Raw genomic sequence first — 13,905 nt, 5'->3', positions numbered from 1 at the left:
CTCCCGCGTGACGATTACGGCGCCGTGGCCCCCAGTACTGGGAGCGCGGCGCCGGTGGCGTTTAGCGGTGGGCGAGCCTGCCCAGGCGGGCAAGGAGCTCGGGATCATCCCAGTAGCTGGTGTGGGTGTGCCTACCGTGCCAGACCTCCGCGCCGAAGCTGGAGGAACTGGGATCCGGACCGTGCACCCCGAAGTGAGGATCGGGGGCGAGAGTGATGACATCCGCGCTGCCGGTCAGAGCTACTACATCCGTCTCCTCGTTATCAAAGACCAGCTCCTCGCGGTGGTGTGCGCCCACCCCGGGCGAGCCGAGCAGCACCAACGCATCGGTGGCCAGCCCCTCCTCGCGGGCGGCCATGCCCGCCACAGTGGAGCCATAGGAATGGCCGAGGGTAAGCAGCCGCGGCTCTGCCACCCGCTCCTCGCCGGGGCTGTCGCCGGCGGTGATGGCGCGGCGGCGCTCGCGTAGCGATTGCTGGAATGTGCGCAATTCCTCGCTGCCGCGCTGGGCACTGTCACGGGAGAGCGCTTGGCCGAGGTTGCTGGGGGCGCTATAGCCCATCCACATCACCGCGGCCCCGCCGGTGGCGCTGGCTATCGAGCGGGTGCGCTCAAGATAGGTGCCCCAGCCGGAAATATCGGAGGATCCCACCCCGGCGACCACGGTGGTGATCGACTCGGCCGCATCAATATCGCCCACCGCCACCACGAGCCGTCCATCCGAGGCCTCCAGCACGGTGACATCGGCGTTGTCCGCCAGCAGCGGCTGAATCTCCTGTGGCGCCTGGGCGCGCTGCAGCACATCGATATCGCGAGCCGGAAGCTCGGCATAGTCCGCCAATCGTGAGGTCGGGGGCGGCAGTTCCGCGCTGCAGACACGGGCAATCTCGGCGCCACAGAGCGCGTCGAGCCCGCGGCCGGTGGCGAGGAGAAACATCCGCATCCGCTGGTGCAGCTGCAACACCGGTGCCCCAGCGGCCGCGGCGAAGGGCGCGGTGGCGCGCAGCCCCTCCCAGAGGGTCTCAAGCTGCCGTTGGAAGGGGAGTGCGGCCTCTAACACCGAGGCAATCTGCTGCATCTGTGCAGCCGAGCGCGCCGCAGGGACCTGCATCTGCTCCTCATGCTGGGCGGCAGCATTGAATGCCGCGCCGCGTACACCTTCGCTCACAGCCTGCTGCCAGCGGCGAATATTGCTGTCGATCTGTCGCGATACCTCCACCGCGAGGGCCACATAGCGTTCGGCGATCGCCGCCATCTCCCCGGAATCAAGGGGAAGCTGCTTGGCGGGAGTGATCAGGCGCGTCATCGCAGCGCTCCTCCGATCCGCTGGGCGAGGTTGTTTGCGAGATGCTCATTGCAGCTGAGACAGCGGTGGACGAACTCCTCGACGCTGCGGGTGTGCTGGGTGAGGGCGGCGTCGACAAGCGACAGCCGGTGGGTGAGACGGCCACTGGCGGCACGCAGGGCGAGGCTGGTGAAGGCCGGCATGGCTGGCTCGGGTGGGCGCACGCTCACCGTGGCGGCGCGAAAGAGTGGGGAGACACTGTGGGGGCTAAAGCTGAGTTCATTCATGGCGCTCACTATGCGCCAGCCGCAGCGCCTGGGCGAGGGCGCGGCGCCGTGGCGTGTGGATAACCCAGGGTTATGCACATACGCTGGTGTTATGAAAGCAGCAGTAGTGCAAATTCTGAGTAGCGATGATAAAGAGGCCAATCTCGAGCAGGTGCTTGGCAAGGCCCGGGAGGCGGCCACCCAGGGCGCGGAGCTGATCGTGTTCCCCGAGGCCAGCTCGCAGGCCTTTGGTACAGGTCGGCTGGATCAGCAGGCGGAGCCGCTCGATGGCCCCTTCGCCACCGCCGTCGCCGAGCTAGCCACCGAGCTCGACGTGGTGCTCGTGGTGGGCATGTTCTGCACCGCCGACACCATTGAGCGCGAGGGGAAAGAAGTCCATCGCGTCGATAATGTGGCGCTGGTGACAGGGCGCGGGCTGCACGCCGGCTATACCAAGATTCACTGCTATGACGCCTTCGGATTCCGCGAATCAGACACCGTTCGCGCCGGGAATGAGCTGCTGGTAGTGGATGTGCCGGGCAGTAGCGGTGAGTCGTGGAGGCTGGGCTGTGCCATCTGCTTCGATGTGCGTTTCCCCGAGCAATTCAAAGATCTCGCGCGACAGAAGGGGGCTGAGGTGATCGCGGTGCCCACCTCTTGGCAGGACGGCGAGGGCAAGCGGGAACAGTGGCGCGCCCTCACTACCGCCCGCGCCCTGGACTCCACCTGCTACATTCTGGCCGCGGCCCAGGCGCGCCCCGGCGGAGTAACGAAAGCCGGGGAGGACGATGGCCCCACCGGCATTGGGCATTCCCGCGTGGTGGGCCCGGCGGGGCAGGTGCTCGCCGAGGCCGGCTATGAGCCGGAGATCCTCTACGTGGAGCTCGAGCGCGAGCAGCTGGATGCGGCACGACGCTCTATTCCTGTCCTGCTCAACGAGGCGGAATACAGCTAGCGCCGCCCGCCTGCTCTCCGTGCTACCCGAGCGGGATGGTGTGAATCCGCGCCGGATCGATTCCGGTATCGAGCAGCCGCGTGCGCGCCGGGAGGATGAAGTTGCCGCCGCCGTGGATGAAGATGTCGTGGTTGCGCCACGCGCGCAGCGCCGAGTGTGACCCAGCGTGCACGGGCGGGGTGGTGCGCATGGCCACCTCGGTGGGGGAGCCGATATTGAGATTCAGCCCTGTCGGCAGCTGGGAGTAGGTGGTGTCGTGGGCCCAGTAGGGGTTGTCGGGGGAGTCCACGCAAGGGTAGACCCGCAGCCATGGCTGGGTGGCGGAGAGCTGCATGAGCGTGGAGAGGTCGTAGAGCTCGGCGGGGAACTCGGCGCCATAGAACAGCGTCACATTAGGTGGGGTGTGCACGGTGGTGGCGGCGGTGCTATCGCCTGCTCTGAGTACAGAGTTGGCGTGCATGCGCATCTGTTTCTCGGCCAGATCGAAGATCATCGAGCGCAGCAGCGCGAGGCCGTGAGTGTGGGCGAGCATGAGCACGTCACGGTCGCCGGGGATGGCGAGGGTGCCGAGGGGGTTGCCGATCCACCACACATCGCCGGGCCGGGCAAGGCCGAACATTGGCGAGCATCGTCCTCGCTGGTTGATGCGTACGTGGAATTCGATGAAGCCTTGGGCGTTGCTGGGGTTGGCGGGGGAGAGGAAGCGCCATTCGCCGGGGATGAGATTGGCATTGCAGGGCACAAACTGCCCGGCGCGGTAGGGGATGGGCCGGTCGGTGACCACGCGCACCACGCTGACGCGCTTGGTGCGGCGCTCCACCTCCACTACTTCCGCCCGATACAGTGCGGGGATGCCGCGATGTTCCTCGGTGATCATCGCCGAGGCCATGATGTCGCAGGCCTTACTCACCGCTTCTTGGGCGCCGAGGACGTGGCCGACGGACATATCGGCGCAGTTTTCTAGAATGCCGCGGTTGATGATGCGGCCGAACTCGGGCAGGACGTGCACCGGCACTCGGAATTTGCGGTGATCGCGCCCAAGCTGGGCGATGATGCGCTGCATGCGCGGGGTGAGCTCGCCGCTGGCGGGGGTGTTGCGCAGCAGCTGCTCGAGCACGGGCACGAGAAAATAGTGGCGTTGCTGCGGCGTGGCGGAGAAGAGGATGGCGACATCGGGGAGAGCGGTGATGAGTCGCTCATAGGTGGTGGTTCGAAACGCCTCTGCACGGGAGACAAGGCGCTCTGCGATATCACTCAGATCCTCTGTGGCCATGGACCTATTCTGCACCATTTCGCAGTGAGCTGGGAACTGAAGCCAGAGTTGAGGGTGGGTTGCTCAACTTTTTCTGAAAATATTTCTGCTTGAGTGGAACAGACTCAAGTTTTGGTGCGTTATAGAGAGTGAATCCCCCACGAGGCAATGGCGCACGGCGCTTATCGACGCCACCTACGGCGCTCCCGCCGCGTGGGAAAGATATAACGACACTGATTAATGAGAGGAAAGAACGACCATGGCAGGGTTTAACCCCACAACAAAGACCTCTGAGGCGCTACAGGAAGCCCTGAAGCTCGCCAGCGCTGAGGGGAATCCTGATATCCGTCCCGCCCACATCTTGGTGGCCATCTTGGAACAAGAGGAGGGCATTGCCTCCCCGGTGCTCAAGGCATCGGGTGCCGATCCGAAGGCTATTGCTGCCAAGGCGCGGGATCTGGTGACGTCCTATCCCAGTGCCGAGGGGCAGGGGATGGCGAATCCGCAATTTAACCGCGATGGGCTCAATGCTCTCACCGCCGCCCAGGAACTGGCCGGCGAGTTGGGCGATGAGTTTGTCTCTACCGAGGTGCTGCTGGCTGCGATTGCTCGCGGCAAGGATGACGCCGCCCAGCTCTTGCAGGGTGCTGGTGCCACCTATGATGTGATTAAAAACGCCTTTCCTTCGGTGCGCGGTGGGCACAAGGTGACCACCGAGGATCCCGAAGGCCAGTTCCAGGCGCTAGAAAAGTACTCCACGGATCTTACGGCCCGCGCCCGCGAGGGCAAGATTGATCCCGTGATCGGCCGTGACGCCGAGATTCGCCGTGTGGTTCAGGTGCTCTCGCGCCGCACGAAGAATAACCCCGTGCTCATTGGTGAACCCGGTGTGGGTAAAACCGCCATTGTGGAGGGGCTTGCGCGACGCATTGTGGCCGGCGATGTGCCGGAGTCGCTGCGCGGCAAGACCCTCATCAGCCTGGATTTGGGCTCGATGGTGGCCGGCGCGAAATATCGCGGCGAGTTCGAGGAGCGGCTCAAGGCGGTGCTCGATGAGATCAAGGGCGCCGAGGGCGAGATTGTCACCTTTATTGATGAGCTCCACACCATTGTCGGCGCGGGTGCCACGGGCGATTCCGCCATGGATGCCGGCAACATGATTAAGCCCATGCTGGCGCGCGGCGAGCTGCGTCTCGTTGGTGCCACCACCTTGGAGGAGTACCGCAAGTACATTGAAAAGGATGCCGCGCTCGAGCGCCGCTTCCAGCAGGTGTATGTGGGCGAGCCCTCGGTGGATGATGCCGTGGGTATTCTGCGCGGGCTGAAGGAGCGCTATGAGGTGCACCATGGTGTGCGCATCCAGGACTCCGCCTTGGTGGCCGCCTCCGAGTTGTCCAACCGCTACATCACCAACCGTTTCTTGCCCGATAAGGCGATCGACTTGGTAGACGAGGCGGCCTCGCGGCTGCGCATGGAGATCGACTCCTCCCCGCAGGAGATTGATGAGCTCGAGCGCATCGTCCGGCGCCTAGAAATCGAAGAGATGGCACTGGCGAAGGAAAGCGATGCGGCCTCGCAGCAGCGTCTGGCGAAGCTGCGCGAGGAGCTGGCCGATGAGCGCGAAAAGCTCGGCGAGCTGAAGGCGCGCTGGTCCAATGAGAAGAGCGCGATCGATGAGATGCGCGATGCCAAGGAAGAGCTCGAGCGGCTGCGTTCTGAGTCCGAGATCGCGGAGCGCGACGGCGACTATGGCAAGGTGGCCGAGCTGCGCTACGGCAAGATCCCAGAGGTGGAGAAGAAGGTTGCCGCCGCCGAGTCGCAGGTGAAGGATGGCCAGAACAACGCCATGGTGGCCGAGGAGGTCACTCCCGATGTGATCGCCGAGGTGGTCAGCTCGTGGACGGGTATTCCCGCCGGCAAGATGATGCAGGGCGAAACCGAGAAGCTCCTGCACATGGAAGATGTGCTGGGCAAGCGAGTGGTCGGCCAGCTGGACGCGGTGCGGGCAGTCTCCGACGCCACGCGCCGGGCCCGCGCCGGGGTGGCCGACCCGAACCGGCCCACGGGTAGCTTCCTCTTCCTCGGTCCCACCGGTGTGGGTAAGACCGAGCTGGCGAAGGCCCTGGCCGAGTTCCTCTTCGACGATGAGCGCGCCATGGTGCGCATCGATATGTCCGAGTATGGGGAGAAGCACTCCGTGGCTCGCCTGGTGGGTGCCCCTCCCGGATACGTCGGCTACGATGCCGGCGGCCAGCTCACCGAGGCTGTGCGCCGCCGCCCCTACACCGTCGTTCTCTTCGACGAGGTAGAAAAGGCGCATCCGGATGTGTTCGACATTCTGCTCCAGGTGCTTGACGACGGCCGCCTCACCGATGGTCAGGGCCGTACGGTGGACTTCCGTAATACCCTGCTGATTCTGACCTCGAACCTGGGCGCTGGTGGTAGCCACGAGCAGATGATGGACGCCGTGAAGCGCACCTTCAAGCCGGAGTTCGTCAACCGCCTCGACGATGTGGTGATCTTCGATAGCCTCACCCAGGAGCAGCTGACCCACATCGTGGAGATCCAGGTGAACCAGCTGGCGGAGCGGCTCGCCGCCCGACAGCTCACCCTGCAGGTCTCCGATGCCGCCAAGCACTGGTTGGCCGATCGCGGCTACGATCCCGCCTATGGTGCCCGGCCGCTGCGCCGACTCATCCAGAAATCCATCGGCGACCAGCTCGCCCGCAAGCTATTGGCGGGAGAGATCCACGATGGCAACACCGTGCACGCGGATGTCGCCGAAGGCGGCGAGGACCTCGAGCTGAGCTCCTAAGAGCCGTGGTTGAGGCAGCTGCCCCCTCGCCGGCTGGCGCGCACCCGCGGTCGCCGGTGGCATAGAATAGCGCGCATGCATCGAATCTTCTCCGGCCCTGTCTACCGCCTCTGCGCCGGTATTGCTCTGGCGCCCCTACTGCTGAGCGTGGCAGCGTGCTCGACGGATGAGCAGGACGGACAGCAGCCGGAGGAGACGACGTCGACAAGCGCAGTGCAGCAGGTGGAACCCGTGGATATCGCTGCCGCCACCCTGCAGGAAGGGGAGATGCTGCCGCATCTGCGCTACGCCAACTATGGACAGGACTATGCCGCGCTCAGCGATGAGGAGCGCACGGAGCTGGCGCGCAGCCAGAAGTACCAAGAGGAACAACTACGCACAGAGCCGGCAGAATGCGCCGAGGTGGCACTAGGCGAGAGCTTCATTACCGCGCTCGTGGCCGAGAAACCCGAGGCCGCGAATGTGGTGATGTGGCAGCCCAAGCCCGAGGACTACACGGATAATGCCGATCTCGAGGCCTATTCGGTGCTGATCGCGGACGCCGAGGCCCTGGGTGAGCACGGTGCCCTTGAGGAGAACTGCCTCGACTACAGCGCCACGCTTCCCGTGGGTGGGGTCGATGTCGGCTATAGCGTGACGCAGCACTTTAAGCACACCGCCATCGACGATGTGACGCTGAGCGGGGCCGAGGATGTGCAGGCCTATTCCACAGTGACGTGGGTCGATGGTTCCTCGGCCGAAGAAGGACACCGAACCTATATTGTGCGGGGGCGCACTGGGAATGTGGTTGTGCTGGCCCGCGGTATCGAGCTCAACAGCGTCAAGACCCTAGCGCAGGCACAGCTCGATCGCATCGCCGCGACCCGCGGCTAGCGCGGGGACCTGCGGGCTCGTGCCCACGAGACTGTGATCTGGAATCCCAGAACAAATTACATTCACACTTTTTAGACGTGGAATGTACCGCATGACGCGCCGATTTCCCCTCCTGATAGGGGGGAGGTCTGACGAGGAGCGCCTGTTGGGGGATACCAGGGGACAGTCCTAACAGCCGCAAAAGTACAAAACTTCTGCCCGTTGATCTTTCTGAAAACCGCCTCAACCTGCATAAAGGCGTGGTGTGGCTTAGGCTGGCAGCTATGAATCTCACCATCACCCCTGATGAGTTGGCAGACCGCATCCGCTTTGGCCGCAAGACCACCCTCCTTGCATCCTTCTGGCGGGCAGGCGAAAAAGAAGGCCTGTACAAATTCAATTCCGAACACATCCCCACCTCCCTCTACTGCGATACCGCGCACGCGCTGGCCGGTGTTCCCTCCCGCGCGGAGGGGCGCAACCCGCTTCCGGACGCCGCTCAGCTGGCTAGGTGGTTCGTGCGGTGGGGCATTAATACCGATCAAAAAGTTGTGGTCTACGACGAAGGTAATGGGCTTTTCGCGGCCCGCGCCTGGTGGGTGCTGACCTGGGCGGGCGTGCAGGATGTGCGCGTGCTCGACGGCGGCATGGCCGCATGGGAAGCAGACGGGCACCAGGTCATCGGCGGCCCGGGCAACCTGCCCATGTTTTCTAATATCCGCCCGCACCTGGGCAACCTGGCCGTCGCCGACTATGAGGACGTGCAGCGCGCCGCCACCACCGGCGACGCAGTGCTCATTGACTGTCGCTCCCGCAACCGCTTCGCGGGCCGCAAGGAATTCCTCGATCTCAAGGCCGGCCATATCCCCGGCTCGGTGAACATTCCCGTTACCGACTTCCTCACCGAGGACAATCGTTATCGCAGCCCCGAGGACATTCGGGAGATCTTTGACAAGGCGGGCATCACGCCGGGCATGAAGACCATCATGATCTCCGGTTCGGGCGTGCACAGCTCCCAAGCGATCTTCGCCATGCACCTCGCCGGACTCGATGGCGCGGCTCTCTATCCCGGTGGCTGGTCTCAGTGGTGCGCCGATGCCAGCAACCCCGTGGAGCGTGGCGACGTCGCCAGTGTGTCGGAGTGTGTGCGAAATTAGTTTCACCGCCGCTCAGCACAGATTAAGCTAGGTGAGCGATGAACCTAGTTATCTTTATCGTTGCGGCACTCCTCTTCCTCGTCGGCCTCTGGCTGCTCGTTGTAGATCGCAAACGCCGCACCCGCACTGCCCCGCGCGAGATATCCCGCACCAGCGACGCCGCCCGTCCCGTCGAGGACGAGCAGGCGCCTGAGCGCCCCGTGGCGGATGACGCTGCCGCCGCGCCGCTGCCGGTCGCTGACACCGCGCCCGCCCCGGCCGAGCACTCGGAGCCGCAGCCCGCAGCGGAGGAGGGGCCACACGAGCCTGCCGAGCCTGTCGAGCCTGCGGCTGCCGAGCCTAGCGAGCCTGCAGCCGCCCCCGACGGCGCCACGGCCATCTACGCCGAGGAAGAAACCGAGGTGGATGTGGACACCGAGGACGCCCTCTACGATCTCCCGCACCCCGACTCGGAGGCGGAGGCAAAGCCAGCGCCGCACGCGTCCATCGCCGAGTCCATAGAGCCCGTGGACCCCGCAGATCCCGACGCTCCCGAGGAGAACGAAGCGAACGAGGAACACGAGGAGCAGTCTGGCGCCGATATGGCACCGGCCGCCGCGGCTTCGAAGCGGCGTTTCTCCCTGCCCGGGTTTATGAACTCCGCGCGCCGTGAGCGGCGCGATTGGGCCAAGGAGCATGACTACTTCTTCGCTAAAAGCGATGAGTTCCTCAGCGATGAGTGGTCGCGTGGCGCGGCCGCCATGGGCGCGGTAGCGCGCAACGTGGTCAGCGGCACCGCCTGCGGTCACGAGATGCACCTGGTGGATCTCGGTGGGGTGTGCGTGATGGCGATGCGTCGCGGCTCGGTCTCTGATGTGGTGATCGATGCCCGTCGCGCCAGCGCGGATGATGCCCCCGGCGCCGGTGAGGATTTGCTGCCCGTCGGCGAGCTACACGAGCTGCGCGTGGTGGCCAGTGAAGTCGATGTGGCCGAGCGCTTCCTCGATGAGCGCGTACACGCCGCCCTCGAGGCCCTGCCGCCGGCCGTTGATGCCGTGTGGTGCGAGGGCAACTGGGTGCTCGCCCAATTCCAGCCCCACTCGCAGTCGCCTGATTGGGATGCGGTGTGCCAGCCGCTCTCTATGCTTGCCGACGCCGCCCGCGCGCTGCCGCCCCGCCGCGGCGCGCTGCTGGATCTGAAATTGGAGGACCGCGATCCTTCCCGGCCGGCGGTGGAACCCATCGAGCTGGATGAGGTGAGTGTGCCGGAGGAATTCTCCGACCCGCGTCCCGCCGTGGTCACCCGCCCCGAAGAGCCGGTGGAGCTGCCGAGCCGCGCCCAGCAGGTATCGCGCGGGGTCGTGAGCTCCCGCGGTGTGGGCACCGATGACATCGCCCCCATCGCCTCCGGCGATAGCCGCGAGCACACCGGCTTCGATGGCACTAAGGTGCTGCGCGATACGGGAATGTCCTCGTCTATCTTTAATGACATCTCCGCAGAGCTGGGCACCAGCTTCACCCCCGAGTTCGCCGCGCGTCTCAATGACTCTGCGGCCCAGGACGAGGCGGATACGCCCGTGCAGGACGAGCGCGACGCGGCCGCGGATGAGGGCGGCGACGCGGATGAGAACACCACCACTAACAACTAGGAAATGAGCGCGAGAATGGACGTTGCGGCTGCAAAGGCAGAACTGGCAGAGCTAGTGAAAGAACTGGCCGTGGTGCACGGGGAGGTCACGCTCTCCTCGGGGAAGAAGGCCAACTATTACGTGGACCTGCGCCGCGCCACGCTGCACCACCGGGCCTCCCGGCTGATTGGGGCCCTGCTGCGGGAAGAGACCAAGGACTTGGACTATGTCAGCGTCGGCGGGCTCACCCTGGGTGCTGACCCGGTGGCGACCGCCGTGATGCACGCCGAGGGCCGTGAGATTAACTCCTTCGTGGTGCGCAAGGAAGCAAAGAAGCACGGTATGCAGCGCCGTATCGAGGGCCCTGATGTGGTGGACAAGAAGGTGCTGGTGGTGGAAGATACCACCACCACCGGCAATTCCCCGCTCACCGCCGTGCAGGCGCTGCGTGAGGCTGGCGCCGAGGTCGTGGCGGTAGCGACGGTGGTGGATCGCGCCACCGGTGCCGCCGATGTGATCGCCGCAGAGGGCCTCGACTACCGCTACCTGCTGGGCTTGGAGGATCTTGGTCTTGCCTAAGCAGCAGACACCGGAACCGGAGGGTTCCTCGGGGCGCGGGCCCACCGAGTGGTTCGAGGCGCCCCGCGGGGTCGGGCCGTGGGCGCAGGAGTATCCCGATACACCGCTGCCCACGGACTCCCGCTATGATCCTCGGCTGCTGGCGGAGGGCGATCGCCGCAATGTGGTGGACGCCTACCGCTATTGGACGATGGAGGCCATCGTCGCCGATATCGATTCCCGGCGGCACCAGCTGCACATCGCTATCGAGAACTTCGAGAATGACTCGAATATCGGCACGGTGGTGCGCACCGCCAATGCTTTTGCCGTGGACACGGTGCATATCGTGGGTCGGCGGCGGTGGAATCGCCGCGGTGCCATGGTGACCGACCGCTACCAGCACCTGCGCCATCACTCCAGCGTGGCCGAGGTGCTAGCCTTTGCCCGCGAGCAGGATCTCAGCGTGGTGGCCATCGATAATGTGCCCGGTTCCGTGCCGCTGGAAACCGCCGAGCTGCCCGAGCGCTGCTTATTGCTCTTCGGACAGGAAGGCCCCGGGGTCAGCCCCCAAGCCCAAGAGGGGGCGATCATGACCTGCTCGATCGCCCAATTTGGGTCGACGCGCTCGATCAACGCCGGGGTAGCAGCCGGCATCGCCATGCATACCTGGATTCGCCAACACGCCGATCTGCGCCATTCTTGGTAGCCGCGCCCAGCGGCGCATACTCACCCGTAGCTTATGTTCCCGAAGAATAGCGTTAGCGCAGGCCACCGCGGGTATGTGTCGTTTCTGTTACCGTTTCAATTAGAGAAAGTGTAGAACGTGAGTTGAAGCCACCGCGCTCTGGCAGTGGCTTGCACACGCTGCGCCCTAGTCCCTGTACGGGCCATGGGCGTATCCACCAGTTTCCGCCCCCGTGGGCGGTCGCTGCTCGTGACCTTGATGGAATGAGGACAACTACCGTGCCCGAGAAGTGGATTCACCGCGCTGACCTAGCCGAGGCAGCGATTGAGGATCGTCATGCCACTGGGCTGTGGGCGTTGCCGCGCACCAACCTGGCCGAAGTGGCCTGGCCTGGGGGTGTGAAGGAAAAGCTCATGCTGCATTGGCACTACTGGTGGCAGGCGCACTATCTGGACTGCCAGATTGATGCGGCGCTGCGTACCTCCACTCGGCCCCGCCGGAAACGCATCCAGCACACGGTGCGCGGCATCAGGGTGCGCAATATCTACAAGCTGAGCCGCAATAAGTACTACGACGATAAAGCGTGGCTGGCCCTTGCCTTGCGCCGCATGGATACAGTGCATTCCCTCTCCGCGCCCGCCTATGCGGCGGAGCTGGAGGAGGACCTGCGCGCCAATGTGGACCTCGGTCTCGGCGTGCTGCCCTGGCGGGAGGGGGAGAACTTCTTCAACGTGCCCACCAACGGCCCCGCCGCGATCATGCTGGCCCGCACCGGCTATGTGGACGAGGCCCGCACCATGACCGATTGGGTCTTTGACAACCTGATGAATGAAAAGGGTTTGATCATGGATGGGGTGCGTATGCGCATGCACGGCCCCGAAATCGTCAAGCCCATTCACCCCTACTGCCAGGGCGTGGTCATGGGCGCCTGCATGGCCATTATCGAACAATTGCGCAACCAAGCAGGGCTGGAGCCCCATGCGCGTATCGAGACTCTCGAGGACGCCGACCGCGCCGAGGACATCATGGATTATGTGGCCCGCGTGCGGCAGCTTGTGCACGCCGTGGCCAAAGAACTGGCTAATGATCGCGGCGCGATCACCACGGTGAACCGCGGCGGCGATGGCGGGCTGTTCAAGGGCATTCTTGCCCGCTACCTCGCCGAGGTGGCCGTGAATCTACCGAATGATGGCGGGCGCAATACCTCCACCAAGAAGATCGCTGCGCGGCTGGTCTTGGCATCCGCCGAGGCCGCCTGGGGATATCGCCTCGAAATCGATGGCCTGCCGGTGTTCCCAGCGGAGTGGACCGAGGATGCCCAGCTGCCACGCAATGCCGGTGTGGTCTCTGCCAAGGTGGGCGGAGCGCTCACCAGTTCCGGCATCCCAGAGCGGGATCTTTCGGTTCAGCTCAGCGGCTGGATGCTCATGGAAGCCGCCGCGCGCGTGAGCACCCAAGTGGGCGCGGAGCTCGACCTCAACGGTTAAAGGCGCGGTATCGAGCGCACACGCAGTATCCTCGCAGCTCGAGGTCGCCCCAAGCCCTACGCGCGAGCATCGCAGCGCGGCAGCCTCACCCTCACCCCTTATATGTTGAGATGCGTTGAGTGGGTGGGGCGCCACTGGCAAAAAGCCTCTATCTGGAGGTCGTAGTGAAGCAGCTGGAGCTGGTGGCCAGCAAGAAATCCCCTCGGCATGGTGGTGGAACCGGTGGCTGCCTCCACGAAGGAGCGCTACACCAAGCACTATGAGCAGCCGCTCTACGTGGAGATGAAGCAGATGGCGCCCACCCCCACCAGCACCCAGGAGGACGCCTATCAGCGGGATCCTTTCATTTTCTCTCTCGGCACGTGGCTCGATAGGGGCGGCGTTGAGCGTCCCAATTATGTGGTGCTTTGCGACGTCGCCGGCGAGGATGTGGAAAACCCTAGCGTGGATCGGGACGCGCTGAGCTTCTTCCGCTATGCCGATTTGGTGATTATGCTCTTTGACCCGCTGCTGGTGCCCTCGGCTCAGGCCTATGTGCAGGGTCTTGTACCGAGCCAAGACGAGCTGGGAGGCAACCCCGAGGATGTGTTCACCAATCTCATGCGCATCCTGGGCGACGCTCGGCCAACGCTGGCGCCCGCGATGTCTAAGTTCGACTCGCTGCAGATTCTGGAGCGCATGCCCGAAGGGGAATGGACGGCCATCATGGGCAACCGTGGCGTGGCCTTCCGCCGCGACAATGGTTGGGACTACAACCCAGAAACCCAGCGGGTACTGAACCTCGAAGTGAAGTCGCTGCTGAGCTACATAAACGCTGGGGTATTGCTGAGCAAGGTGGAAGCAGCCTATGCGGACAGCCTGCACTTCTATTGTGCGGTGTACTCGCTCGGCGATTCCCCGAGCTTCACCGCCACCTCGATGCGCACCGCGCCACTGCCCCTGTGAGGTGCCGCGGCGCTGTATGTGGGGTTGTTGGTGGGCTGGCT

12 protein-coding genes are annotated in these 13,905 nt (G+C 64.5%); 9 read left to right on the top strand and 3 right to left on the bottom strand.

Features of this window, described 5'->3' with window-relative positions; translation table 11 throughout:
* Window positions 1-61: 61 nt before the first annotated feature.
* Window positions 62-1,306, bottom strand: a complete 1,245-nt coding sequence (locus GBB14_RS05025) for an alpha/beta hydrolase (RefSeq protein WP_151529278.1) — start codon at window positions 1,304-1,306, stop codon at window positions 62-64.
* Window positions 1,303-1,572, bottom strand: coding sequence for a hypothetical protein (locus GBB14_RS05020; protein WP_151529277.1), 270 nt, complete (start codon window positions 1,570-1,572; stop codon window positions 1,303-1,305). The genes GBB14_RS05025 and GBB14_RS05020 overlap by 4 nt, the downstream gene beginning before the upstream one ends.
* Before the next feature lie 91 nt (window positions 1,573-1,663).
* On the opposite strand from GBB14_RS05020, the gene GBB14_RS05015 reads away from it, so the two are divergent.
* On the top strand, window positions 1,664-2,506 hold the full coding sequence (locus GBB14_RS05015) for a carbon-nitrogen hydrolase family protein (protein WP_151529276.1): 843 nt from the start codon (window positions 1,664-1,666) through the stop codon (window positions 2,504-2,506).
* Window positions 2,507-2,528: 22 nt separating this feature from the next.
* On the opposite strand, the gene GBB14_RS05010 is transcribed toward GBB14_RS05015, so the two are convergent.
* A complete protein-coding gene (locus GBB14_RS05010) occupies window positions 2,529-3,779 on the bottom strand; it encodes an FAD-binding oxidoreductase (protein WP_192796177.1) in 1,251 nt (416 codons plus the stop codon).
* 238 nt (window positions 3,780-4,017) lie between these two features.
* On the opposite strand from GBB14_RS05010, the gene clpB reads away from it, so the two are divergent.
* From clpB to GBB14_RS04970, 8 genes are all read left to right on the top strand, one after another.
* Window positions 4,018-6,573 (top strand): ATP-dependent chaperone ClpB, encoded by a 2,556-nt coding sequence (clpB, locus tag GBB14_RS05005; RefSeq protein ID WP_151529274.1) that lies wholly within the window; start codon window positions 4,018-4,020, stop codon window positions 6,571-6,573.
* A 75-nt stretch (window positions 6,574-6,648) separates the two neighbouring features.
* Entirely contained in the window at window positions 6,649-7,446 is a 798-nt protein-coding gene (locus GBB14_RS05000) for a hypothetical protein (protein ID WP_151529273.1), read from the top strand.
* Window positions 7,447-7,709: 263 nt separating this feature from the next.
* Entirely contained in the window at window positions 7,710-8,582 is an 873-nt protein-coding gene (locus GBB14_RS04995; RefSeq protein WP_151529272.1) for a sulfurtransferase, read from the top strand.
* 38 nt (window positions 8,583-8,620) lie between these two features.
* On the top strand, window positions 8,621-10,210 hold the full coding sequence (locus GBB14_RS04990; protein ID WP_151529271.1) for a hypothetical protein: 1,590 nt from the start codon (window positions 8,621-8,623) through the stop codon (window positions 10,208-10,210).
* 3 nt (window positions 10,211-10,213) lie between these two features.
* Window positions 10,214-10,768 carry an orotate phosphoribosyltransferase gene (pyrE, locus tag GBB14_RS04985; RefSeq protein ID WP_370451575.1) on the top strand — a complete coding sequence of 185 codons (555 nt, stop codon included), beginning with the start codon at window positions 10,214-10,216 and terminating at the stop codon, window positions 10,766-10,768.
* Complete coding sequence (locus GBB14_RS04980; RefSeq protein ID WP_151529270.1) at window positions 10,761-11,453, top strand: RNA methyltransferase; 693 nt, start codon at window positions 10,761-10,763, stop codon at window positions 11,451-11,453. The genes pyrE and GBB14_RS04980 overlap by 8 nt, the downstream gene beginning before the upstream one ends.
* Window positions 11,454-11,710: 257 nt before the next feature.
* A complete protein-coding gene (locus GBB14_RS04975; protein WP_151529269.1) occupies window positions 11,711-12,919 on the top strand; it encodes a glycoside hydrolase family 76 protein in 1,209 nt (402 codons plus the stop codon).
* Between the two features lie 207 nt (window positions 12,920-13,126).
* A complete protein-coding gene (locus GBB14_RS04970; RefSeq protein WP_151529268.1) occupies window positions 13,127-13,864 on the top strand; it encodes a hypothetical protein in 738 nt (245 codons plus the stop codon).
* Window positions 13,865-13,905: the final 41 nt, after the last annotated feature.

The sequence above is a fragment of the Corynebacterium sp. 51B genome (assembly GCF_008930785.1).
GTDB lineage: Bacteria > Actinomycetota > Actinomycetes > Mycobacteriales > Mycobacteriaceae > Corynebacterium > Corynebacterium megadyptis.
Note: the sequence above shows the minus strand (reverse complement) of the source record. Positions and strands in the feature narration are given on the sequence as shown.